This window comes from Komagataeibacter intermedius TF2, from assembly GCF_000964425.1.
Taxonomy (GTDB): domain Bacteria; phylum Pseudomonadota; class Alphaproteobacteria; order Acetobacterales; family Acetobacteraceae; genus Komagataeibacter; species Komagataeibacter intermedius.
Genome location: NZ_BANF01000182.1, coordinates 1 through 23937, shown reverse-complemented (window position 1 = coordinate 23937; position 23937 = coordinate 1). Strand labels below are relative to the sequence as shown.

Sequence of the window (23937 nt, the reverse complement as noted above, 5' to 3'; positions counted from 1 at the left end):
CAGCCCGCCGCCCCCGTGGGCCAGCCCGCGACGGCGGCGCCCCAGCAGCGTCCCGCCGCACCGCAGGCGCCGTCCCCCAATGCCGTGCCGCCGCATGTCGCGCAGGCACAGCGCGCGGGTTCCCCGCGTTCGCCGCTGTTTACCGAAAGCGCCAAGCCCGCCGCGCCGGAACCCCAGCCCGCGCCGCGCAGCCTGTTCGGGATCGTGACCGGCGCGCTGCGCCGCCATTCCACCCCGGCAGCACCCGAGCCCGCGCCCCGCACGGAACCCGCCGTGCAGCCCCAGCCCCCGCAGCCATCCCAGCCGTCGGCGCAGAACACGGGCGGAAACCCGACACCAGATGATGGCGGACTGGACATTCCCGCCTTCCTGCGCCGCCGTTCACCCTGATCAGACCGATGCGCGGCCAGTCCCGTACGGGCAGGCCACGCTTTCCTTCCAGATAGGTAACAATAGGCAATAATCCTTGACTGTCCTGCGGAGAGACAAGGCAGTAACATGATAACATGCCAGTTACTGTGAGTTCTCCCACTCTTCCGTCAAGGATACAGGCAATGGACGGCATGCTGCCGCAGACACACGCCCCCTTCATTTCGGAACCCCGGCATGAAGGGCAGATGCAGCACACCATACGCCAGCCGATCAGCAGCGTCGGCACCGGGCTGCATACGGGCGCGCGCATAAGCCTGCGGCTGTCCCCCGCACCGGAAAATACCGGCATTGTCTTCCGGCGCACCGACATTGACATGCCGCCGGTCGTCGCACGGTACGACATGGTGGTCGATACATGCCTGAGCACCGTGCTGGGCTGCGATACCACCGGTGGCCATGCCGAACGTATCGCCACGATCGAACACCTTATGGCCGGGCTGGCGGGGTGTGGCGTCGATAACATCTTCATCGACGTGGATGGTCCTGAAATCCCGGTATTCGATGGTTCGGCGGCGGAATTCGTGTTCCTGCTGGAATGCGCGGGCATCGTGCCGCAGGCCGCCCCGCGCCAGCATATTCACATAAACCGGACCGTGCGGGTGGAAGACGGCGATGCCTATGCCGAACTGTCCCCCACGGCGCAGCCCGGCCTGACGATCGACATCTCCATCGACTTCCCTGCTGCCGCCATTGGCCAGCAGCGGTACATGACAGGCGTGGAACCGGGGCAGTTCCGCGAGCATCTCAGCCGGGCACGGACATTCGTCCTGCAGCCGGAAATAGATTACCTGCATTCCGTGGGGCTGGCCCGTGGCGGATCGCTGGATAACGCCGTGGTCGTCAATGGCGACAGCGTGGTAAACCCGTCGGGACTGCGCCATCCCGATGAATTCGTGCGCCACAAGGTGCTGGATGCGATTGGCGACCTGTATCTGGCCGGAGGCATGGTCAACGGCCATTTCCGGGGCCATAAGTCCGGGCATACGCTGAACAATCGCCTGTTGCGCAAGGTCTTTGCCGAACAGGCGAACTGGCGCCGCGCCCCGCTTGACGCATCCCTTCCCGCCCCGCGCGACCGGGCTGCCTAATGGGACGGTGCGAAAACCGCACGCGGAGACTTCACCCGCCCCCGGCACATGATATAAAGCTTCCGTAACTGGAAGAGCCGGGTATGTTCGCACGCACATCACACTACGTTCCGCAACCATCGCGCGCCCCGCGCCAGACAGCGCCCTGGCTGGCCCTTCTGCCGCTTGCCGGTCTTCTGGCCGCATGCGGACAGAGCGCCAGTACCATCAACGAACGCGCGCCGCGCGTCGGCTCGGCCGAAACGTTGTACAACAACGGTGTGGACGCCCTGCGTTCGGACCGGTACCTGCTGTCGGTCAACCAGTTCGATACCCTGCAGCGCAACTACCCCTATTCCCAGTACACCGCCAACGCGCAGTTGATGGAAGGGTATGCGAACTACCTGCTGAACAAATATCCCGAAGCGGTGCAGCAGCTTGACCGCTTCCTGGAACTGCACCCCACCAGCGCGGACGCGGCCTATGCCTTCTACCTGCGCGCGCTGTGTTATTATGAACAGGTGGCCGACGTGCAGCGTGACCAGCAGGGCACCATCGAGGCCATGGACGCGCTGGAAGAAGTCATCACCCGCTTTCCCCAGAGCCCCTACGCCCGTGACGCGCAGCTGAAGATCGACCTGTGCCGCGACCATCTGGCAGGCAAGGAAATGCTGGTGGGCCGGTGGTACCAGCAGCAGAATGACTACCTTGCCGCCGCCGGCCGCTACCAGCGCGTGGTGCAGGATTTCCAGACCACCAACCACGTGCCCGAGGCGCTGGAACGGCTGGTGGAAGTGTATCTGGACATGGGCCTGCTGGAACAGGCGCGCAAGACCGGCGCGGTGCTGGCCTACAATTACCCCAGCAGCAAATGGTATGAAGACGCCTACGACCACCTGCGCGCGCATAACCTGATCAAGGGCGCGACCGGCAAGGACCACAAGCAGGGACGGAACGTATTTTCCCGGGCGTGGCATTCGGTTTTCTGATTTCCGCCAACGATTATCTGTGCTGAACGGGAAGCCTGCATGCTGACACAGCTCTCGATACGGGATGTGGTCCTGATCGAAAAACTGGATCTGGCCTTTCCCCCCGGCCTGACCGTGCTGACGGGGGAAACCGGGGCTGGCAAGTCCATCCTGCTGGACAGCCTGGGGCTGGCGCTGGGGGAACGGGCCAGCGCGTCCCTTGTCCGTGCGGGATGTGAACAGGCCAGCGTCAGCGCCAGTTTTGAAATCGCGCCGGACCATCCCCTGCACCAGCTGTTCAGTGAACAGGGCATCGTGCTGGATGACGTGCGCGAACCCGTGCTGCTGCGCCGGGTCGTCACCACTGACGGACGTTCGCGCGCCTATATCAATGACCAGCCCGTGGCCGTCAGCCTGCTGCGCCGGGCGGCGACCCTGCTGGTGGAGATACAGGGCCAGCATGAACAGATGGGACTGGCCGACCAGTCCACGCATCTGGACCTGCTGGATGCCTTTGGCGTATCGGGCACCCTGCGCACCCGCACCGCCGGGGCCTATCGTAAATGGATCGAGGCCACGGCCGCACTGGCCGCCGCGCGGGCGGAAATGGAAAATGCCGCGCGCGAGGAAGACTGGCTGCGGCAGGCAGTGGACGATCTGTCCACCCTTGCCCCGCAGGAAGATGAGGAAACCCAGCTTGCCGGCCTGCGCCAGGCATTGCAGCAGGGCGAACGCCGGGCGGAAGCGATCGCCGCGGCACTGGCCGACCTTGCCCCGCGCGACCGTCGCTCCCCCGGTCCCGCATCGGCGCTGCGCAACGCCAGCCGCGCCCTGCAACGCCTGCTGCCCGCCCCCACCGACCTGAACCCCGAAGCGATCGGGGCAGCCGAGCAGGAAGCCGCGCAGGAAGCGCTGAATGCGCTGGAACGCGCGGAAGAAGCGCTGGCGGAAGCGGAAAGCATGCTCTCGCGCCTTGCATCGGACGCACAGGCCGACCCGCGTCTGCTGGAACAGACGGAAGAACGCCTGTTCGCCCTGCGTGCCGAAGCGCGCAAGCATGGCGTGTCGGTGCCGGAACTTCCGGGGCTGCTCGCGGCTTTCAACGACCGTCTGGCCGCCCTTGATTCGGGCAATGCCCGCATCGAGGTGCTGGAAAAAACCGTGGCCGAAACCCGCGCCCGGTTTGAAGAGGTCGCCCTGGAACTGACCGCCGCACGTGAAAAGGCGGCCCGCAGGCTGGAACAGGCGGTGATGGCGGAACTGAAACCGCTGAAGCTGGAACGCGCGCGCTTCATCGTCTCGCTCCTGCCGCTGGAGGCGGAAGCATGGAACGCGCGGGGCAAGGAACAGGCATCATTCCTGATTGCCGCCAACCCCGGACAGCCGCCGGGACCACTGGCCAAGGTTGCATCGGGGGGCGAACTCTCCCGCCTCATGCTGGCGCTGAAGGTGGTGCTGGCCGGTCGGTCCGCCATTCCCACGCTGGTGTTTGACGAAGTGGATTCCGGCGTGGGCGGGGCCACGGCCTCGGCCATCGGGGAACGGCTATATACCGTGGGCCGTAGCGTGCAGGTGCTGGTTGTCACCCACAGCCCGCAGGTCGCGGCCCGAGGCGACGCCCATCTGCGCATAAGCAAAAGCGTGAACAGGGGCCGCACCGAAACCCATGCCGCACCGCTGGATGCACAGGCCCGGCGCGAGGAAATCGCCCGCATGCTGTCTGGCGACACCATTACCCCCGCCGCCCGCGCCGCGGCCGACAGCCTGCTGAAAGGGGTCTGACATCATGCCCCATGACCCGTCATCCATCCCCCTGTCCGAACAGGCGCGCCGCCTGCTGGCCGATGCGGCTGCGATGGAACAGGACGAAACCCATGCAAAAGCGGTCCTGGCGCGGCTTGCCACCGTACTGCCCGCGCTGGACGTGGCCTATCACCAGAATGACGCGCCACTGGTTGACGATGCGACGTATGACAGGCTGCGTCGGCTGAATACCGAACTGGAGACGCGCTTTCCCACCCTGCGCCGCGCCGACAGCCCGGCGGACAGGGTCGGCGCGCCCGCCAGTGGCCCCTTCCACCGCCACCGGCACATGGTGCCCATGCTGTCGCTGGACAATGTATTCTCGCGGGAGGAATTCGAGGGGTTCATCAGCCGCATCGCCCGTTTCCTCGGGCTGGGGGAAGACCAGGCCCGCGCCCTGTCCTTTGTCGCGGAACCCAAGATTGATGGCCTGTCCATAAGCCTGACCTACGAACATGGCCGTTTCGTGCGCGGCACCACGCGCGGCGACGGCACCGAAGGCGAGGACGTGACCGCCAACCTGCGCACGCTGAAGGACATTCCCGAACAGTTGCCCGCCCCCTTCCCCGACGTGATCGAAATCCGGGGCGAGGTGTTCCTGTCCAAGCAGGCGTTCCTTGAACTCAACGCGGCACAGGAGCACGCGGGGGAAAAACCCTTCGCCAATCCCCGCAACGCCGCGGCCGGGTCGCTGCGCCAGCTTGACCCGGCGGTGACGGCCCGGCGTCCCCTGTCCCTGTTCGCCTATGCCGCGGGCTTCTGCGACACGCCACTGGCCGCAACCCATCATGGCTACCTTGAACAGCTTGCGGCATGGGGATTTGTGGTCAATCCACTCAGCATGCGGGTGAAGGACGCAGCCGAGGCCGAGGCCTTCATGGAGCGGCTGACGCTGGAACGCTCGGCGCTGGATTATGATATTGATGGCGTTGTGTACAAACTCGATGACCGCGCGCTACAGGACCGCCTTGGTTTCGCGGGGCGTGCGCCACGCTGGGCGGTGGCGTGGAAATTCGCAGCCGAGCAGGCCATCACCCGCCTTGAAAAGATCGACATACAGGTTGGCCGCACCGGCGCGCTGACACCGGTTGCGCTTCTGGAGGCGGTTAATGTGGGCGGCGTGATCGTCACCCGCGCCAGCCTGCATAATGAGGACGAGATCGCGCGCAAGGACATCCGCGAGGGCGACCTCGTTCATGTGCAGCGCGCGGGCGACGTGATCCCGCAGGTGACCGGCGTGGTCCTGCCGCGCGACCATGACCGCCCGCCCTTCCCTTTCCCCCACACCTGCCCGGTCTGTGGCGCGCATGCCGAACGGCCCGAAGGCGAGGTCGTGTGGCGATGTTCGGGCGGCCTGACCTGCCCCGCGCAGGTGGTGGAGCGGCTGATCCATTTCGTATCGCGCGATGCATTCGACATTGACGGGCTGGGCGATCGCACGATCGTGGAATTCCACGAACTGGGCTGGCTGCGCACGCCCGCCGATATTTTCCGCCTGCCCGCGCATGAAGCGGACATCGCGGCGCGTGACGGCTGGGGCAAGGTATCGGCCCGCAATCTGGTGCGCGCGATCGGGGCGCGGCGCACAATCGAACTGTCGCGCCTGATCTACGCGCTGGGCATCCGCCGCATCGGCATCAACAATGCCCGCCTGCTGGCGCGGCATTACGGGTCCATGGCCAACTGGCGGCAGCAGATGGAAAAGGCCGCGGTCATCGGATCGGACGAGCGGCTGGAACTGGGCTCGATCACCGGCATCGGCTCGGCCATTGCGGATGAACTGGTGTCGTTCTTTGCCGAATCCCATAACCGCGCGACGCTGGATGACCTGACATCGGTGCTGGCACAGGTCACGGACGAGGAAATGGTGGCCGCAGGCGCGCTGTCGGGCAAGACCATCGTCTTTACCGGCACGCTGACCACCATGACCCGCCCCGAAGCCCGTGCCGTGGCCGAGCGCCTGGGCGCGCGCGTGTCCGACAGCGTTTCCAAAAAAACCGACCTTGTGGTGCTGGGGGAAAAGGCCGGGTCCAAGGCGCGCAAGGCGGCCGAGCTGGGCGTCGCCACCATGGATGAGGCCAGCTGGCGCGCGCTGGCGGGCATGCCGCCAGCCGGGACCGATCACGCCTGATGCGCCGGGTCGGACCGCAGGTTGCGCGATGGTCTTGCATGTACCTGCTTCGTAACGTTTACTAGGTACGGCACACCGGACAACGCAGCGACAGGAGCATACGAACAGGTCAGCACGCCATCTTGCCGCAGGGGGATACGGCATGGATTATCAAGGGGATAACATCTTATGACAGCTTCAGGACCGCGGGGGCGGTTACTGACAACGCGCCGGGCACTGCTGGGCATGGCGGGGGCGGCCGGCTCCGGCCTGCTGCGACCGGCCCGTGCGGCGGCCACGCCCGCGTGGCGCAGGCCGCTGGCGGAAGCCGACGCCATTATCGGCTTCGGCCATACCGGGCCGATTACAGACGGCGGGTGGTCCATGGTGCATGACCGGGGGGTGCAGGCCGTGCGCCGCGAATTCCCGAAAATCCGCACCATATATGTCGAAAGCGTGCCCTATTCCGCCGACGCCACGCGCATTTTCCGACAGTTTGTGGCCGAAGGCGCGCAGATGGTGTTCGCGACCTCCGAATATGGTGATTTCATCAAGGATGTGTCGGACCGCGCGCCCGACGTGGCCTTCATGGAATGTGACGGCACGAATGTGACCGGCAACCTGGGGTGGTATTACGTGGCGCACTGGTATGCCAGCTACGTTATCGGGATTGCCGCGGGCCTCATGACACGCACGGGCAAGATCGGGTTCCTGGGCGCGTTTCCCATCCCTTCGGTCTATGCCTCGGCCAACGCCACCCTGCTGGGCGCGCAGTCGGTCAACCCGTCGGTAACATTGCAGAGCATCACCATCAACGCGTGGTTCGACCCGCAGGCCGCAACCCAGGCGGCCACGGCGCTGGCGGATAACGGGTGCGACTTCCTGTGCGGGATCATGGATGAACCGGCCTATCTGCGCGTGGCCGTGCAGCGCGGGCTGAAGGCGGCGATGTGGAACACCGGCATGCTGGATTACGGGCCGGAAGCCTATGTCAGTTCCGTAACCCTTGATTTCAATGATTTCTATGTCTCGCAGGTGCGCAACCTCCTGGCGGGCACATGGCAGCCACAGGGGCGTTTCCTGACGCTGGGCCACGGCGTGGACCGTGATGCGTGGGGTCCGACCGTGCCGGTCGAGGTCGCGCGTCAGGCCGACGCCATGCGCACGCGCATGCTGGCGGGCTACAACCCGTTCCGCGGGCCGATCCATGACAACCATGGCCGCCTGCGCGTGCCCGAGGGCGTGACGCTGAGCGACCTTGAAATCTATCACAGCGACTGGGCTGTCGCGGGAGTATCCGGCCTTGAGTAAGCAGCCTGCCCCCGCCGGGGTCGCCCCCGGCACGCCGCCGGTCCTGCAGTTGCGCGGCATTGGCAAATTCTTCCCCGGCGTGATTGCCAACAAGGACGTGGACCTGGATGTCTGGCCCGGTGAGATTCATGCCCTTCTGGGGGAAAACGGGGCTGGCAAATCCACGCTGATGAACGTCGTCACCGGCATTTACCAGCCGGAGGAAGGCGAGATCATCCTTGATGGTTACGGCCAGACCTTTACCTCCCCGCAGGACGCGATCCGCGCGGGGATCGGCATGGTGCACCAGCACTTCAAGCTGGTGCAGGCCTTTACGGTGGCGGAAAACATCCACCTTGGCTGGGATGAAGCGCCCCGCATAGCCTCCCCCGCCGTGATGGAAGCCCGCACGCGCGAGATTTCGGAACGCTTCGGCTTTCCCGTCCGGCCCGATGCCCGCGTATGCGACCTGTCGGCAGGCGAACAGCAGCGCGTCGAGATCCTGCGCGTGCTGGCGCGCAAGGCCCGCCTGCTGATCATGGATGAACCCACCGCCGTGCTGACGCCGGAGGAAACGGGCGAACTGTTCCGCGCGCTGAGGGCCTTCCGCGCGCAGGGCAACGCCGTCATCATCATCAGCCACAAGCTGGATGAGGTGATGGAGATTTCGGACCGCGTCAGCATCCTGCGCGGGGGGCGCAAGGTCGGCACGTTCAGCACGGCGGACTGCAATCCGTCCATGCTGGCGGCGACCATGGTGGGGCGCGACATTGTCCGGCGCAACATGCGCGCCCGCCCCGAAGGGGCCGCCCCCATCGCGACCGACCCGGTCATGCAGCTGCGCAATGTCAGCGTGCGCGACGACCGTGGGGTGGACACGCTGCGCGATGTCAGCCTTGACCTGTATGGTGGCGAGATCCTGGGCATTGCCGGGGTCGCGGGCAACGGACAGCGCGAACTGACACATGTGCTGACGGGCCTCATGGCCCGCACGTCGGGCGAAATCCTGCTGGACGGCAACCTTGTGGATCGTGCGGACCCTGCCCTGTTCGTGCAGGCGGGCGTAGGGCATATCCCCGAGGACCGGCTGCGCAGCGCACTGGCGCCATCGCTGTCGGTTACCGCCAACATGGCACTGCGTGAATATCCGTACCCGCCCATCGGGACACACGGGCTGTATGATGCGCAGGCGGCGGGCGTGCTGGCGCGCGACATTGCGGACCTGGCGCAGGTCACCATTCCCGATTTCGCCATGCCCATCCGCAACCTGTCGGGCGGCAACCAGCAGCGCCTGGTGGCGCGACGTGAAATCCGTATCGCCAGCCGGGTGCTGGTGGCCGCCTACCCCGCGCGCGGGCTGGATATCGGGGCGATCGCCACCATGCTGGGATACCTGACCGACCTGCGTGACCAGGGGGTGGCGGTCGTGTTCATATCCGAAGATCTGGAAGACCTGCTGAATGTATCGGACCGGATCGGGGTCATGTTCCACGGGCGGCTCATGTCCGTAATTGATGCCGAGGCGGCCGACATGGCCACCATCGGCCTGCTGATGGGTGGCCGGGACGCCACCCACACCCAACCGGGAGTGGCACAGTAATGGCGACACGTGCATTCCAGCGCCTGCCCAGCGCACCGGCGGGACGCATCCTTGTGCTGCGGCTGGCGGCCATCGTGCTGTCGCTGTGCATCATCGCGGGCGTGCTGGCGCTGTCGGGACACAGCCCGGTGGTGCTGGCGGAACTGATCCTGCGCTCCACCCTTGGGTCACGCTTCGGGCTGGAAGATCTGGCCCTGTTCATGTGCCCGCTGCTGCTGACAGGGGCAGCGGTGACCGTATGCGGCACGATCGGGTTGTGGAACATCGGCGCGGAAGGCCAGTTCTATGCTGGCGCCATTGCCGCGACCGGCGTTGCCCTGGGGCTGCATGGTCCGGCCATCATGGTGCTGCCGGTCATGACCATTGCGGGAATCCTTGGCGGCATGGCGTGGATTACCGTGCCCACGCTGGCGCGGGCCTATGCCGGGGTAAATGAAATCATCACCACGCTGCTGCTCAACTTCATTGCATCGCTCCTGACCTATTACCTGACCACGGGGCCGTGGCGGGACCGGATCAGCGGGGCGCAGGTATCGACGCAGCGCCTGTCGGTTTCCATTCCCGAAATGTGGGGCATCGTGCACTGGGGCTTTCCGGTGGCCATCGTGATCGTGATCGGGCTGGCGCTGGTACTGTCGCGCACGCGATGGGGATATGAAATCCGCATTGGCGGCGCCAACCCCGAAGCCGCGCGCTATGCCGGGATTCCGGTGCGGCTGCGCATCATTTCGGTCATGCTGCTGTCGGGCGGGCTGGCCGGCCTTGCGGGCATGTTTGAAGTCGCGGGCACGGTCCACCGGCTGCAGGGCGGCATGGCCAACAATTTTGGTTATCTGGGAATCGTGGTGGCGGTTCTGGCGCGCGGGTCGTGCCTGAACGTCATTCCCGCAGCACTGCTTATGGCGCTGATCCTTGATTCGGGCATTGTCATGCAGACACAGCAGCTTTCGGCGTCGGTTGTCCTCGCCATTACGGGGCTGATCCTGTTCATGATCGCCATTGGCGACGAACTGGCCCATTACCGTCCGGTGGCGGGCGCCACGCCAAAGGGAAACGCATGATGATCACGCTACTGACAGGTATGCTGGCCACCGCCGTGCTGGCGGGCGGCGTGCTGGCGCTGGCCGCCCTTGGCGAAGTGCTGGCTGAACGGGTTGGCGTGACCAACCTGGGCGTGGAAGGGCTTATGGCGCTGGGGGCCGTGACGGCTGTCATGACCGTGGCGTCCATTCCCTCGCCATGGGTCGGGCTGCTGGTTGCCGGTCTGGTCGGCGCGGCGGGCGGCATGGTGTTTGCGTTCGGGGCCGTGGTGATGCGGGCAAACCAGGTGCTGTGTGGCCTGGCGACGACCTTCATGGGGCTGGGGCTGTCCACGGCACTTGGCCACAACTATGCCGGGCAGCCGGTTGCGACAACGTTTGGCCATGTCACCGTGCCGCTGCTGTCATCCATTCCGGTCATTGGTCCGGCATTGTTCGGACAGAATATCCTGATCGTGCCGATTTACGTCATCCTGCCCGCGCTGGTGCATTTTGTCATGTTCCGCACCCGCCACGGGCTGAACATGCGTGCGGTAGGAGAAAACCCGGCAGCGGCGGACGCGGCTGGCATTCCGGTCATGGCCATGCGGTTCTGGTACGTCACGCTTGGCGGCGCGATGGCGGGCATGGCGGGGGGATACCTGACGCTGACCTATGTGCCCGTGTGGTCGGAAGGCATGGTGGCGGGGCGCGGGTGGATCGCGCTGGCGCTGGTGATCTTTGCGGGGTACCGCCCGGTTATCGTCACGCTGTCCGCGCTGCTGTTCGGACTGGTAACGGCGCTGTCGTTTGTCGGGCAGGCCCATAACTGGCCGATTGATCCGGCGTTCCTGAACATGCTGCCGTATGTGGGCACCATGGCCTTCATTATCGTGCCGGTGGTGGTGTGGCACCGCATGCGCCGGGTCATGGCCGCCCCTGCGGCGCTGGCCCAGCCCTATTACCGCGACGTGCGCTAGGGTCAGGGCCTGCTGTTTTCATGGCGAACGGGCATTCAGACCGGGATGCCCTGACACCCACAGCAGAGGGCATACCGGTTATTGCACCAGCGCATCCGCCCGGTTCCAGAAAAACCGGGCGCCGCCGGGAACGCCTGCATGCCGCGACGTCCTCGCGTGCTGCAATATCCAGTCAGTCCGGAGCAGCGGACAGGCGTGCCAGCCACGCAGGGACACACAACCGGAACCCAATCATTTTGAAGGACGATCGTGGACTGACCTGCCCCAGCATGCCGTGACGTCCATGATCTCACTTGCGCTTTTCTCCAGTCCCGGCGCGGCATGGCGGCTGGACGGAAAAAGGACGCACCGAGACCCCCGGTCCAGCCTGCTGGCAATATGACAGATCATTCCTGATCGCATCCCGCCACGCATTCTGCCAGGGCAATATCTGGCAGCTGCCCATAAAACCCGGTCAGACCTGCGGGAGAAAATGCAGGCCTGGAACGTTTTTCCGGGAGGACCATTGCTGACGCATCGTCCCCCTGCCCGTCGCCCTGCGCTGTATGGAACGCGCGTACTGTCGTTGCGGCGGTTCCATATTCATCCGCACGCTCTACGGACTGTGCCTGTGCGGGTGGGACAGAGGTGACTGTGGCAAACAGGCATTCGTGGTCATGATCCCCGTAAGCCATCTGTTCATGCCTTCATCCGCATTCTGCTGAACATCCTGGAACGGGCTGTTCTGGTCGGCATACGCATTGCCGAAAATGCAGATGGGGTCATGCAGCCTGAGGATATATTCAGGCTCTGGCATGTCGCCCTTCTGCATATCTTCATAATCCGGCGGTCCGGGGAACATGAACTGATCCGGCAGCGCATTGCAATGACCGCGATCGTCCGGCCCGGATACATCCCGTCATCGTGCCGGACGGTCTGCACGTCGCATGCACTTCCTGCGTGCCTGTTGACCTGTCGGTACGGCAGGCTGCGGCCCTGCCGCCAAAGTGAGAAAAATGCTCCACCGGACCTTGTCATTCAAGGTGACACGTTTTGATATATGTTGCAAATGATTCGCATTAACCTTAAGAACCCACTTCCGAACGGCAGAAAACGCCACAAACGAGGTCAGGCATGCAGCGCAGCAGGGTTTTTTATGTATTTCCGCTTTCCCTTCTGGTGACAGGGAATGCCCTTGCGGCGAATCCGGTCGATACATCCGATTCCACCCATCCGGCCCGGACCCAGACTGCGAAACAGAAGACCGGCCAGCCGGACACGACCGCCGCGCGGGCTGAAAAGCTGGAGGTACATGCACGCAGGCCGTCAACGGTCGCGTCCTCGGCAACGAAATCCGATACGCCGCTGATTGAAACCGCCCAGTCGGTGACGGTCGTGACCCGCAACGAAATGGACGTGCGCGGGGTACTGAACCTGAACCAGGCCGTGCGGTACACGGCGGGCATTACCCCGGACCTGCGTGGCGGGGGCGAAGGCACGCGCTATGACCAGTTCGCCCTGCGCGGCTTTACGGTCCCGACCTTCCTTGATGGCCTCAAGCTGCAGGACAGCCCCACGGGCTATGCCACGGCGCAGACCGATACATCCCGGCTGGAACGGGTCGAGATCCTGAAGGGACCGGCATCCGCGCTGTATGGGCAGTCCAGCCCCGGTGGCCTTGTCGCGCTGTCCAGCAAGCTGCCGACCGACCAGAGGTTCTATGGTGGCGTCACCACAACAGGCGGCATGTTCGACCTCTATCGCGTGGATGCCGACGTTGGTGGGTATGCGACGGATAACGGCCTTGTGCGCTATCGCCTGTATGGCACGGTCAACGGCCAGCACAGCCAGATGAGCCGGACGGGAAGCCGGCGCTTTTCCATCAGCCCCTCCTTCACGTTCGGCGGCGATGGACCGACAACGCTGACCATTCTGGGCAATTACCAGTACGATCCCGAAAATGGCACCTATGGCGGTGAGCCGCTGGTGGGGTCGCTCAAACCTGCATCATACGGCTACCTGCCCCGGGATTTTTATGACGGCGATGCATCGTTCGAGAAATTCAACCGTCGGCAGGGCAGTATTACCTATATCTTCAACCACCGTTTCAATGACAACTGGAGCTTCACCAGCCGCGGTCGGTATGATGACATCAAGACCATTTATCGCAGCGTGTATAACAACGGTTATTATACAAGCGAGGACATGCTCAGCCGCTCCGCCTTCGGGACGAACGAACATACGCATAACCTGACATTCGACAGCCAGTTCAAGGGCCACGTCCGTACCGGCCCCGTGCAGCATACGATGATGTTCGGCTTCGACTACATGCAGCAGAGCGCGTCCGAACAGGGTTTCTTTGGCAGCGCGCCCGCCCTGAACGTCCTGCACCCCGACTATAACATGGTCATTCCCGCCATGGCCCCGTATGTGAATTACCAGACCAATTCGCACCAGATCGGCATGTACGCGCAGGATGAAATGCACTGGCGCGGACTGGTCCTGACCGGCAGCCTGCGTAATGACTGGTACCGGTCACAGCAGCATGAATACATCTCCCATTCCACGTCGGAGGAAAGTCCCCGCCAGATCACATGGCGCGCTTCGGGCCTGTATCATTTCCGGTTTGGACTGGCCCCTTATGTCAGCTACTCGACATCATTCCAGCCGCAGTCGGGCACGGTCTCCAATGATGGCGGCAAGACGTTCCGCCAGGCCGATCCCTCCCTTGGCAAGCAGCTTGAGGGCGGGCTGAAATACCAGCTTCCGGGCACGTCGCTGCTGCTGACGGCCGCAGGTTTCCATATTGAACAGAGCAACGTGCTGGTTGCCGTGGGCAACCTGGGCTACAGCACACAAAGCGGGAAGGTACATTCGGACGGCTTCGAATTCGAAGCCCATGCCGAGCCATACAAAAACCTGATGATTACGGCTGCGGTCAGCGTGCAGAAGGTCCATGATGATTCAACCGGCAAGCCGCTGATCCAGTCCGGGACGGGCAATGCATCGCTATTCGCGTTCTACACCATGCCTTCGGGGCCGGTAAAAGGCCTCGGTTTTGGTGGCGGCATGCGATATTCGAACAAATCCTATGGTGGCGAGGCCAGCTATGGCAGCGTCTGGGTGCCGCAATACGCCGTGTTTGATGCGTCAGTTCGCTATGACCTGTCGAACCTTTCCCCCTCGCTTCATGGCTGGACCGTCGCGGCCAGTGCCCGCAACCTGTTCGACAAGAATTATGTCGCGAACTGCCTGAGCTATGCCTCCTATAATCAGGAATGGTGCTATTATGGCGAACGCCGTAATGCGCAGGCGAGCATTGGCTATACGTGGTAAATCCATCCCGGCCCGGCAGCCCCATGCGCGTGGCTGCCGGGCGGATGCAACCGGCAGAGCGCCGTATCCGCCGTTCAGCCCGCCTGCCCCGCACCGCCTTTTCCACCACGCCCGTGGCGCAGGATATCAGCTGAAATCCGGCGGGCGTAGCCGGCGGAATCAAGGCTGTCGGGAAACTGGCCCAGCAGCTTGAGTTCATCCACGTAACGCGCAATCTGGATCTTCAGGTCATTGCCCACCGGGCTTATGCCCAGCACTTCATGGCGCATCATCTGCAGGACGGTGTCCTGATCCATGCCAGCCACCCGGCCATCAAGCAGGGTGGCTGCTTCCGACATGTGTTCGGGCAGCCAGCGCGCGGCATGCGACAGCGCCAGCACAAGGGCCACCGCGGCACCGGGCGTCCGGTCCAGCAGGTCCGTCGAGACGCCCAGCGCCAGGTTCGTGCGTTCCGCGTACAGCCCCTTCACGCTGTTGACCAGTTCAACCATATCCAGCGCCCGGTTGTTCAGCAGCTGCCACGCCAGCGGGTCATGCAGCGCCACCGCATCCACCGTGCCTGCCGCAAGGGCATCGTCAATCTGGTCGGGGGGCAGGATCACCCAGTTGGGCGCCGTATCCGGATTCAGCCCCTTGCGCCGCAGGATAACGGAAAAGAACAGGCGGTCCGCCATGTCCGCATTCAGCACGGCAATCCTGCGGCCCACCAGATCCTCGATCTTGGCAATCCGGAGCCGTCTGCGCACCAGCAGGCGGAATGTCCCCGCCTGCAGCCCCATGACCAGCCGGGCGGGCAGGTCCGCATTCGCCTGGTAGGCCTGAAGCCATGACAGCACCGGCGCCACGGCGGCCATGCTGCGGCCTGCCTGCAGGTCGGCAATGGCGTCCCGCCCCGTCATCGCGCCGGGCTGCAGGTGCACATCCAGATGATACTGGGAAAAGAAGTCCTGCCTGAGGGCGACATTGTACAGGGTCGATGCCTGTGCGGAAGGCCAGGACAGCGTCAGGTCATGGGGTTCGCCATCCAGCAGTTCATCATCATGCCGCACGATGCGGGCCTGCTGCCGGCTTTGCAGCCACTGCGCGCCCACAACGGCGCACCCTGCCCCGACCAGCAGCGGCACAACCGCCCGACGCAGCAGGCGCGGTGCCTGCCCTGCCCTGTTATCTTCTTCCATTACCTACAGTTTCTCCTGCTCCGCGAAGGCTCTACCGTGCTTTTAGCCGGTCCGGGTTCCCTTTTTTCCCCTTTTTTAAAAAAAGTTCAAAAGGGGGGTTTACGCCCCCCCACCAGTGTGGCTATAAGCTGCTCAACGCTGATCCCGAATAGCTCAGTTGGTAGAGCAAGCGACTGTTAATCGCTGGGTCGTAGGTTCGAGTCCTACTTCGGGAGCCACCTTTCCTTAAAAATTAGTGTCAGATCAGTAGGTTACGGATTTCATAAAATCTGGACCCATGATGAGTGATGCGCTTTCCGGAAACGTGCTGACACGTCCAGACCAGTTTCTTATGCTGCCTGCCCCCGTTCCAGACCCACATAATCACTCCCCGTCATTTCATATTCCAAGCACCTTCGGCTGCCGTCACCAGCCTACAGGTAACGGCTCCTTTGCTCTGGTTGAAAATTGTAAGGAAGCCTTGCTGTGATGCATGACACCATCACCAGCCGGCCCCATGCAGCGATAAACGGACGTGCGGGCAATCTCGGTCGGTCTGGGCAAGCAATGAGCACTGGAGAGTGAGCATCGTCCAATCAAACTGACGCAGGGCCGTTGCGCAGATTCAACCTTTTCCAACCTTGCTGGATAACGATAACAAAACTGCCCGGTGCAATGCGCCCCCTCCCAAACGGCGATCCGCCATGGCAAGGAAGTTGCTTCCTGTGATCGATGTGCAAAATCGCATATCAACAGTGGCATAACCTGCACAACCTGAACCATGACGGGAGAACGCACCCTCCATGTATTATGGCAAGAACGCCTTTTCGCTACTTCTACGCTACACGCTGGCCCACGAGATCGAGGAATGGGGCTGGGAGATCGGGGACCATACGTATGGCGCCAAGGGCTCTCCCATCATCATAGAGGCCGAATATGCCGGCCTGAAGATCGGGAAATACTGCTCGATCGCCCGCGAGGTGCTGATGATCCTGGGCAACCACCGCACGGATACGATCACCACCTATCCATTCAAGAACCAGTGCAATTTCTGGCCCGAAGCGGCTGATGCATCCGACGACCATTCCACCAAGGGGGACATCGTCATCGGCAATGACGTGTGGATCGGCGCGCGGGCCAATATCATGTCGGGCGTGACGATCGGCTCTGGCGCAATCATCGCCACGGCGGCAGTGGTGACCAAAGACGTGCCGCCGTATGCCATCGTCGGTGGCAATCCAGCCCGGCTCATCAAATACCGCTTCCCCGAGGAGATCATCAAACGGCTCCTGGCACTGGCATGGTGGGACTGGCCGGAGGCGGTCATCCGTGCCCGGATGCCGTTATTGATGAGCGATGATATCGAGGGGTTCCTGCGCGCATACGAAGATGCCCCGACGTAGCACTTCGGGCGCCCCCAGGATGGCCCGTTTCCGGACAGAGAAAGCGGAAGACTTTCCTCCCCGGCCATGACACCACCATCATGACCGGGAAAAGCGTTGATATTACAGACCCAGCGTACGCTTCAGGCCCGCGCAGTATGCATCCATGAACCGGCGTGACAGTTCCGCATCCGGCACGAACATGTCGAAGACATGATAGGCCCCCGGTACGACCATGACTTCGGTCGGCACGCCCGCAGCCATCAGGCGGCGGCTGTAGTCCAGGTCTTCACACAGGAACAGATCCATCGACCCGACGCCCACAAACGTCGGCGGCAGGCCGGACAGGTCCTTTGCCCGCGCGGCAGAAGCATAGGCCGGCGTATCATCGCCCCCCGCCGCAGCCCCCAGATACGCTTCCCATGCGTATTTGTTAGCCGAACGGGTCCAGACATATTCACCAAAATCAGGCGCGGGATCGACCTTTGTGGCCGTACGATCGTCCAGCATGGGATAGATCAGCAACTGGTAGGCCAGCCTGTATTCCTTGCGGTCGCGCGCCATCAGCGCCAGTGCGGCACTCAGCCCGCCACCGGCGCTTTCCCCCGCCACGACAACCCTGTCACGGTCAATGCCCAGTGCGGCCGCATTCTCATGCACCCACTTCAGGGCGGCGTAACAGTCCTCGATCGCGCCGGGATACCTGACTTCGGGCGCCAGACGATAATCGACCGAGACAATGACAAATCCCATCTTGCTGGCCAGTACCTGACATTTGGGGTCATCGACCTCCGGATGGCCCGAAACCAGTCCGCCGCCATGGATATAGACCATGGCCGGGGCGTTGGGGCGCCTGACGCGGGGGCGATAGATCAGCACGCGCACATCCGGCGCGCCCGCGGGGCCGGGAATGTATTCTTCCTGCGTTTCGACATCCGACAGGGGACGTCCTTCGATCAGCCTGACCGCCGTCATGAAGATCTCGCGCACTTCCGGCAGCGACCGTGCGGACAGGCCATCAAACGACGGCATCTTTTCCAGGATCGGGAGGAATTCGGGATTTACGACATTCTTGGGCATGGTGAAGCGGGTCCTCTTCAATCAGAAGTCACCCCATGGATGGGGCGTCTTCCCTATGCCCAAGGGTCACGCACGCAAGCGTGACCAGCCATGACCGACATCAAATAATTTTCTCTGTATTTGTATATAAACTATAAAATTATGGGTTTTTCTTATCTATTATATTTGGAAAGCAATTCATTTTCATAGTTTATGTTTGCCATGCAGATATGAAATATTATTGCATTTCAGGAACGGAAAGGCCGTTCCCCCACATGATGCCGGGAAGGTGATGCCCCCGACGCGCTCCCACGCCAAACCCGATGCCCGGTATCGACGTTTTCATGTTCTTGTACCAGATGACACTGGATCATCAGATCAGCAGACAAGAACTTCTGCCTGCTTTATAGGCATAAATCCGCACAAGAGAACGCAGAATTCCCCACGCCATCAATAAAGCATATATTCCTGCACCTTACAAAAAATAAAAGTTCTCATCCAAAATTTTTATATATAGCCTGTTCGCGTTCTCGATAAGAAAGGTTCAAGATTGGCGAACATTACGGCACTTGTTCTTGATGCAGCCCTGTTTGTTCTTCTCCCGTGGGGTGTATGGCGGCTGGTGCATCGGGCCATTCCCATTGTCGTCCTGCCGATCCTGCTCGGGATCGTGCTGGCCGTCATGCATGTGCCGGTACAGACGATCGGCATTCCGTCCGTTTATGGCAACAACCTTGGCTGGCTGGCCGTGCTGGTGCTGGCGTTTACCGCCGGGCTGGAAATGTGGCAGCCGCCCGACGCCAGTGCCTCCGCCCACACCATTCCCCCACCACCGCTTGGCCGCCTGCTGGGGGGCGCGCTGGTGGCGCTGGGGGGACCGTTCGTTATCGGGTCCGTCCTGGTCTATTATTTCTTTCTGCCGCTGCATGGATGGCATCCGCCGCATGTAGGCCGCCTGATCGGGTCACTGGCCATTGGCCTGTGCATCGCGGTCAGCGCCCTGCCGGTACTGATCGGGATCGTGCGTGAACTCCCGCCACTGCAACGCTCGATCGGGCAGCTTGCGCTCAAGCTGGCGGTGGTTGATGACGCGGCATTATGGATCGGGCTGGTCATCCTGCAGTTCGCCGCCCGCGGGCCGGCCGCGCTGCATGGCTGGACCGGGCTGGAAGGGGTGGCGGTCGTCCTGCTGGTGGCACTGGCGGTCATCAGCAACTGGGCGACACGTAACATGCGTAACCCGCCTCTGGTGGTTATCTGGACGGCCGTGCCGGTCTATCTGGCGGCCGGGTCATGGGCCAGCATGCAGCTTGGGTTGCATGAACTGATCGGGGCATATTTCGCCGGTGCGCTCATGCCGCCACGCTGGGTTGCGCGCCTGCCGGTGGAACAGGTCGGGCGCTTTTCCCTGATCTGGCTGGCGCCGATGTTCTTTGGCCATAGCGGCCTGCACATAAATGGCGATGCGCTGACATGGCCCTCCGTCACCGCATCGCTGATGCTGGTGGTCATTTCCGTTCTGGCCAAGATCGGGTCGGTCTACGCCTTCCCGCCCGCACCGGGACTGACGCGGCGGCAGGCGCTGGGCGTGGGTGCGCTGCTGCAATGCAAGGGGCTGATGGAAATCGTGGCCGCCACCATCCTGCACGCGCAGGGCATGCTGTCGGATTTCGCCTTTGCCTCCCTCATGGTGCTGGCGGTCATTTCAACCGCGCTGACGGGCCCGCTGTTCCGGCTGTTCGCCCCGCGCACGGAAACCGACCGACCGCCTATTCCGGGGTAATGTCATCCAGCCGGTCCAGACGCCACAGCCCGGGGAACATCCGTATCCAGGCAATGGTTATGGCCAGCGTGCCAATCCCGCCCAGCGCGACCGAGCCAACCGGCCCGATCATGCTGGCCACCATCCCGCTTTCAAATTCCCCCAGCTGGTTGGATGACCCGATAAACAGCATGTTCACCGCCGAAACCCGGCCCCGCATGCTGTCGGGCGTGCGCAGCTGGACCAGCGCGCCGCGCACCACCACGCTGACCACATCCGCCGCCCCCAGCACCGCCAGCGCCGCAATGGACACCGCCATGGAACGCGACAGGGCAAACACCACCGTGGCCACGCCAAACACCGCCACGGCCAGGAACATGCGCGCCCCGGCATGACGGTTGAGCGGCCGCCACACCAGCACGATGGAACAGACCACCGCCCCGATGGCGGGCGCCGCGCGCAAAAGCCCCAGCCCCACCGGCCCCGCATGCAGGATGTCACTGGCGAAAACCGGCAGCATGGCCGTCGCTCCACCCAGCAGCACGGCAAACAGATCCAGCGAGATCGCCCCCAGCATGTCGGGCCGGGCGCGCATGAAATCCATGACTTCGACAAACGTGGCCAGCGACAGCGGCACCCGTGGCCGGGGAACGTAAGTCAGGCGGATGCGCAGCGTCCCCATGCAGGCGCACGCAAAACCAAGGGCGCAGACAAGATAGCACGCCCCCGCCCCCGCGCCGTACAGCAGCCCGCCCACCGATGGCCCCGTCACCGCCGCCGCCTGGAACAGGGAAGAGGACACCGCCGCCGCGCGGGGAAAGACATGCGCGGGCACAAGGGCGGGCAGGAAAGTCTGCTGGCATGGCATTTCGAACGCGCGCGCCGCGCCAAACACCATGACCATGGCATAGATCATCCACGGCGTGGTCCAGCCGCCAAATGCCCCGATGGCCATGAACAGGGCGGACAGCGCCTCGATGCACTGGCACGTCACCACGATCAGGCGGCGGTTGAAATGATCCGCCGCATGCCCCGCCGGCAGCAGCAGCCCCGCCATGGGCAGGAACTGCGCCAGCCCCACCAGCGCCAGCGCCGTCGTGCTGTGGGTCAGGGCATAGATCTGCCACCCCACCGCCACGGCCTGCACGCAGGCGGAAAAGGACGATGCCGTACGGGCGGCCAGGAACGCCGGCAGGCCCGGATGCCGGTGCAGGGGCACGGTGTTCATGGAGTGTTCGTTATCAGACGGTGACGGTGGGGCGGAGACAGATGACATGATGCCGCCACCCTAACAGCAGCCGCGAAAAATATCCTGCGCTTTCGCCCTGAAAATTACGTTCACGTGTTTGCAAATCGGCCCCGATACGGGCAAAAGCTGTTCCATGACAGACCCTGTAGAGCATGCAGCCGTGCCCGGCACGGCAGGGGACGTAACAAGCGCACGTGACTGGCTGGATATCCGGGCCGGCACGGTCGTGGATGCACATCCCGTGCGCGAGACGCCACGGCATACCTTCCGGCTGACCATTGATTTCGGTCCCCATATCGGGGTCCGGTCGTCGGTCGTGCAGGTCAATCACCGTTATGTCCCCGCCCGGCTGATCGGCCGCCAGATCTGCGCGGTCATCAACGTGCCCCCGCGGCAGGTTGGTTCGCTGCGCAGCGAAGTGCTGACACTGGGCATGCCCGACAGTAATGGAGAGGCCGTCCTGATCCGACCCGACGGCCGTGTTCCCGATGGAGGAAAACTTTTCTGATGGCTACAAGCTACGCAACCGTAACATGGGACCAGCTGCACCGCGATGCCCGCCAACTGGCCAGCTCGCTGATGGCCCGTGGCCCCTTCAAGGGAATCGTGGCCATCACGCGCGGCGGCATGATCCCGGCCGCGATCATCGCCCGTGAACTGGACTGCCGCCTGATCGACACCATTTCCGTCGTGACCTACGACGAGGAAAAGATGGGCGAATCCAACGTGGTCAAGAAGGCCGACGCGGCTGGCGATGGCGATGGCTTCCTGATCATAGACGACCTGGTGGATTCCGGCGTCACGGCCCAGCTGGTGCGCAAGATGCTGCCCAAGGCGTACTTCGCCTGCCTGTATGCCAAGCCCGCGGGCCTGCCGGTCACCGACATGTTCGTGGTCGAAGTCCCGCAGGACACATGGATCCTGTTCCCGTGGGATACGGCGCCGCTGTTCATCCCGCCCCTGGCCAGCCAGCCCACCGAAAAGGCCTGATCGGAACACCCGTTTCCCATCACACGCCTTGTTGTTCGCCGCGCCCGTCCTCACTGCTTGCCGCAGGGACGATGGGCGCGGTATTTTTTTGCAAGAATGTGCTTGCCAGAACAGCAGTTGCCACATAGGTTCCCGCTCGTGGTCGCGGGGCGTGGCGCAGCCTGGTAGCGCGCGTGTTTTGGGTACACGAGGCCCCCGGTTCGAGTCCGGGCGCCCCGACCATATCCAGGGAGACGGATAGTAATGCGAGCCCGGATTTACAGGCAGTCCAAGCCCTCCACCCAGTCAGGGCAGGCCCGGACCCATACATGGGTACTGGAATACGGGCAGAGCCGCCCCCGCCATGTCGATACCCTGATGGGCTGGACAGGCAGCGCAGACACTCCATCGCAACTGCGGCTGCAGTTTCCCGATCAGGATAGCGCGGTTGCCTATGCCACACGGGAAGGGATCGCCTTCGATATCGAAATTCCGGCCCCGCGCCTCCGCCGCCCCAAGGCCTATGCCGATAATTTCCGTTATGACCGGATCCAGAACTGGACGCATTAGGCCCGATCTGGCACAAGCACAGGCTCGCGCCCTTAGCTCAGTTGGATAGAGCAACAGCCTTCTAAGCTGTGGGTCGCTGGTTCGAATCCAGCAGGGCGCGCCAGTTTCCAATGATTCGGCAGCTAAAAAATTGGCACTGTCTGCAGTGCACCATGGCTTGTCGTGGGATTTACCTACCCCAGACGGCCACGTGTAGCAGCGGAAGGCCACCTTGCTGGTCTCGCCGCTGCTGATGCTGTTCCCGCAACTGCATGCCTGCGCCCTCCGTGCGACGGAGCAGATATGTGTCGATGATTCGCTGGAAATGATCGATCCCATGTCCACGAATGGAAGCGATCCGTGGTGTTGTCGCCGCACCTGCTTCTGCCAGACGGATACCCCATGCAACGAAAATCACGGCGCTGCCTGTGATTCTCCACAAGCTGCTCCCTGACATCCTTTTTTCGAAAAGCCTTCGCGGAAAAGCTGTCTGACCGCGCGATGAAATCCGCATTCGCCCCCAGCTTCCGTCATGGCCAGAACCGCACCTGGCCCGCAACCCGGCCAGAAAGGACGCGTTACATATACAGGCCGCCGGACGCTGCTGACGGATATGCCGAAAGATTTTATTAATAAAAATGATGAAAAATTTTCAATACGTTATTTTGTTTTTATATTTTCTAAATAATGTTCAATTAATTTTATAAGTTAATTAATAATAATTATCCATACGGACAATTTTTATTCAGGACAGTCATAACATGACAGGAAGACCATGAAAAAAACAATCCTGTGTCTGGGCATACTGGCTGTAACGGGGTGCACCACCAGGCCCGCCGAAATCAATGCGCAATATGTGAACCCCGAACCCTACATGCGGCAAAGCTGTGCACAGCTTGCCCTGCTGGATGAAACGGATACACAGGCGCTGGCTGCAGCAGGCCCCCAGCGCACGACACGCGCCCGACCTGTCCAGCCCGGTCAGCTGAAAGGCGAACTGGAAGCCGTCCATACGGCCGAACGTGGCAAGAACTGCGTGGGACGTTATAATGCCGCAGATTATGACAGCACTGGCGCGGTCTATCCCGACAGGGTCCTGTCCGATCGTCCTGCCCCGGTGGAAACGACCACCCCCACCCGCAATACCATCCAGACCGGCACCAATCCGGACACAAGCATGAACACTGGCACTGGCACTGGCACTGGCACTGGCACTGGCACTGGCA

18 protein-coding genes, 3 tRNA genes and 1 pseudogene are annotated in these 23937 nt (G+C 62.8%); 19 read left to right on the top strand and 3 right to left on the bottom strand.

Features of this window, described 5'->3' with window-relative positions; translation table 11 throughout:
- The 10 genes and pseudogenes from B7449_RS15455 to B7449_RS15405 form a co-directional block, all read left to right on the top strand.
- Nucleotides 1-390: pseudogene (locus B7449_RS15455) on the top strand (cell division protein FtsZ); the annotation flags it as partial.
- 164 nt (nt 391-554) lie between these two features.
- The gene (lpxC, locus tag B7449_RS15450) at nt 555-1520 is read left to right on the top strand and encodes a UDP-3-O-acyl-N-acetylglucosamine deacetylase (protein WP_039733427.1); all 966 of its coding nucleotides are present in this window, start codon (nt 555-557) and stop codon (nt 1518-1520) included.
- Between the two features lie 83 nt (nt 1521-1603).
- Entirely contained in the window at nt 1604-2488 is an 885-nt protein-coding gene (locus tag B7449_RS15445) for an outer membrane protein assembly factor BamD (RefSeq protein WP_039733428.1), read from the top strand.
- Between the two features lie 39 nt (nt 2489-2527).
- Nucleotides 2528-4249: a DNA repair protein RecN gene (recN, locus tag B7449_RS15440; RefSeq protein ID WP_039733429.1), complete on the top strand. Its 1722-nt coding sequence runs from the start codon at nt 2528-2530 to the stop codon at nt 4247-4249.
- Between the two features lie 4 nt (nt 4250-4253).
- A complete protein-coding gene (gene ligA / locus B7449_RS15435; RefSeq protein WP_039733430.1) occupies nt 4254-6401 on the top strand; it encodes an NAD-dependent DNA ligase LigA in 2148 nt (715 codons plus the stop codon).
- A gap of 168 nt (nt 6402-6569) precedes the next feature.
- A complete protein-coding gene (locus B7449_RS15430) occupies nt 6570-7691 on the top strand; it encodes a BMP family ABC transporter substrate-binding protein (RefSeq protein ID WP_039733431.1) in 1122 nt (373 codons plus the stop codon).
- Nucleotides 7684-9270 (top strand): ABC transporter ATP-binding protein, encoded by a 1587-nt coding sequence (locus B7449_RS15425; protein WP_039733432.1) that lies wholly within the window; start codon nt 7684-7686, stop codon nt 9268-9270. The genes B7449_RS15430 and B7449_RS15425 overlap by 8 nt, the downstream gene beginning before the upstream one ends.
- Nucleotides 9270-10331 carry an ABC transporter permease gene (locus tag B7449_RS15420; RefSeq protein WP_039733433.1) on the top strand — a complete coding sequence of 354 codons (1062 nt, stop codon included), beginning with the start codon at nt 9270-9272 and terminating at the stop codon, nt 10329-10331. The genes B7449_RS15425 and B7449_RS15420 overlap by 1 nt, the downstream gene beginning before the upstream one ends.
- Nucleotides 10331-11269, top strand: coding sequence for an ABC transporter permease (locus B7449_RS15415; protein ID WP_010512996.1), 939 nt, complete (start codon nt 10331-10333; stop codon nt 11267-11269). Before B7449_RS15420 ends, B7449_RS15415 begins: the two co-directional genes overlap by 1 nt.
- A gap of 1113 nt (nt 11270-12382) precedes the next feature.
- Nucleotides 12383-14584, top strand: a complete 2202-nt coding sequence (locus tag B7449_RS15405) for a TonB-dependent siderophore receptor (protein ID WP_039733434.1) — start codon at nt 12383-12385, stop codon at nt 14582-14584.
- A gap of 74 nt (nt 14585-14658) precedes the next feature.
- Here B7449_RS15405 and B7449_RS15400 read toward each other — a convergent pair whose 3' ends face one another.
- Nucleotides 14659-15762, bottom strand: a complete 1104-nt coding sequence (locus B7449_RS15400; RefSeq protein ID WP_039733435.1) for an ABC transporter substrate-binding protein — start codon at nt 15760-15762, stop codon at nt 14659-14661.
- Between the two features lie 142 nt (nt 15763-15904).
- On the opposite strand from B7449_RS15400, the gene B7449_RS15395 reads away from it, so the two are divergent.
- A tRNA-Asn gene (locus B7449_RS15395) sits at nt 15905-15980 on the top strand.
- 564 nt (nt 15981-16544) lie between these two features.
- Nucleotides 16545-17144 carry a CatB-related O-acetyltransferase gene (locus tag B7449_RS15390; protein ID WP_039733436.1) on the top strand — a complete coding sequence of 200 codons (600 nt, stop codon included), beginning with the start codon at nt 16545-16547 and terminating at the stop codon, nt 17142-17144.
- 102 nt (nt 17145-17246) lie between these two features.
- On the opposite strand, the gene B7449_RS15385 is transcribed toward B7449_RS15390, so the two are convergent.
- The gene (locus B7449_RS15385) at nt 17247-18203 is read right to left on the bottom strand and encodes an alpha/beta hydrolase (RefSeq protein ID WP_039733438.1); all 957 of its coding nucleotides are present in this window, start codon (nt 18201-18203) and stop codon (nt 17247-17249) included.
- A 529-nt stretch (nt 18204-18732) separates the two neighbouring features.
- On the opposite strand from B7449_RS15385, the gene B7449_RS15380 reads away from it, so the two are divergent.
- Nucleotides 18733-19965: a cation:proton antiporter gene (locus B7449_RS15380; protein ID WP_039733439.1), complete on the top strand. Its 1233-nt coding sequence runs from the start codon at nt 18733-18735 to the stop codon at nt 19963-19965.
- Here B7449_RS15380 and B7449_RS15375 read toward each other — a convergent pair.
- Nucleotides 19952-21220 (bottom strand): MFS transporter, encoded by a 1269-nt coding sequence (locus B7449_RS15375; RefSeq protein ID WP_039733440.1) that lies wholly within the window; start codon nt 21218-21220, stop codon nt 19952-19954. The two genes, B7449_RS15380 and B7449_RS15375, sit on opposite strands and share 14 nt — an antisense overlap.
- A 106-nt stretch (nt 21221-21326) precedes the next feature.
- On the opposite strand from B7449_RS15375, the gene B7449_RS15370 reads away from it, so the two are divergent.
- The 6 genes from B7449_RS15370 to B7449_RS15345 form a co-directional block, all read left to right on the top strand.
- Nucleotides 21327-21701, top strand: coding sequence for a tRNA-binding protein (locus B7449_RS15370; protein WP_039733469.1), 375 nt, complete (start codon nt 21327-21329; stop codon nt 21699-21701).
- A complete protein-coding gene (gpt, locus tag B7449_RS15365) occupies nt 21701-22183 on the top strand; it encodes a xanthine phosphoribosyltransferase (protein WP_039733441.1) in 483 nt (160 codons plus the stop codon). The genes B7449_RS15370 and gpt overlap by 1 nt, the downstream gene beginning before the upstream one ends.
- A gap of 145 nt (nt 22184-22328) precedes the next feature.
- Nucleotides 22329-22405 (top strand) — tRNA-Pro (locus B7449_RS15360).
- 21 nt (nt 22406-22426) lie between these two features.
- Nucleotides 22427-22732, top strand: coding sequence for an ETC complex I subunit (locus B7449_RS15355; RefSeq protein ID WP_010512981.1), 306 nt, complete (start codon nt 22427-22429; stop codon nt 22730-22732).
- 26 nt (nt 22733-22758) lie between these two features.
- Nucleotides 22759-22835: transfer RNA gene (locus B7449_RS15350), tRNA-Arg, on the top strand.
- 651 nt (nt 22836-23486) lie between these two features.
- A partial coding sequence (locus B7449_RS15345; protein WP_048883791.1) for a hypothetical protein occupies nt 23487-23937 on the top strand: 451 nt, incomplete at its 3' end.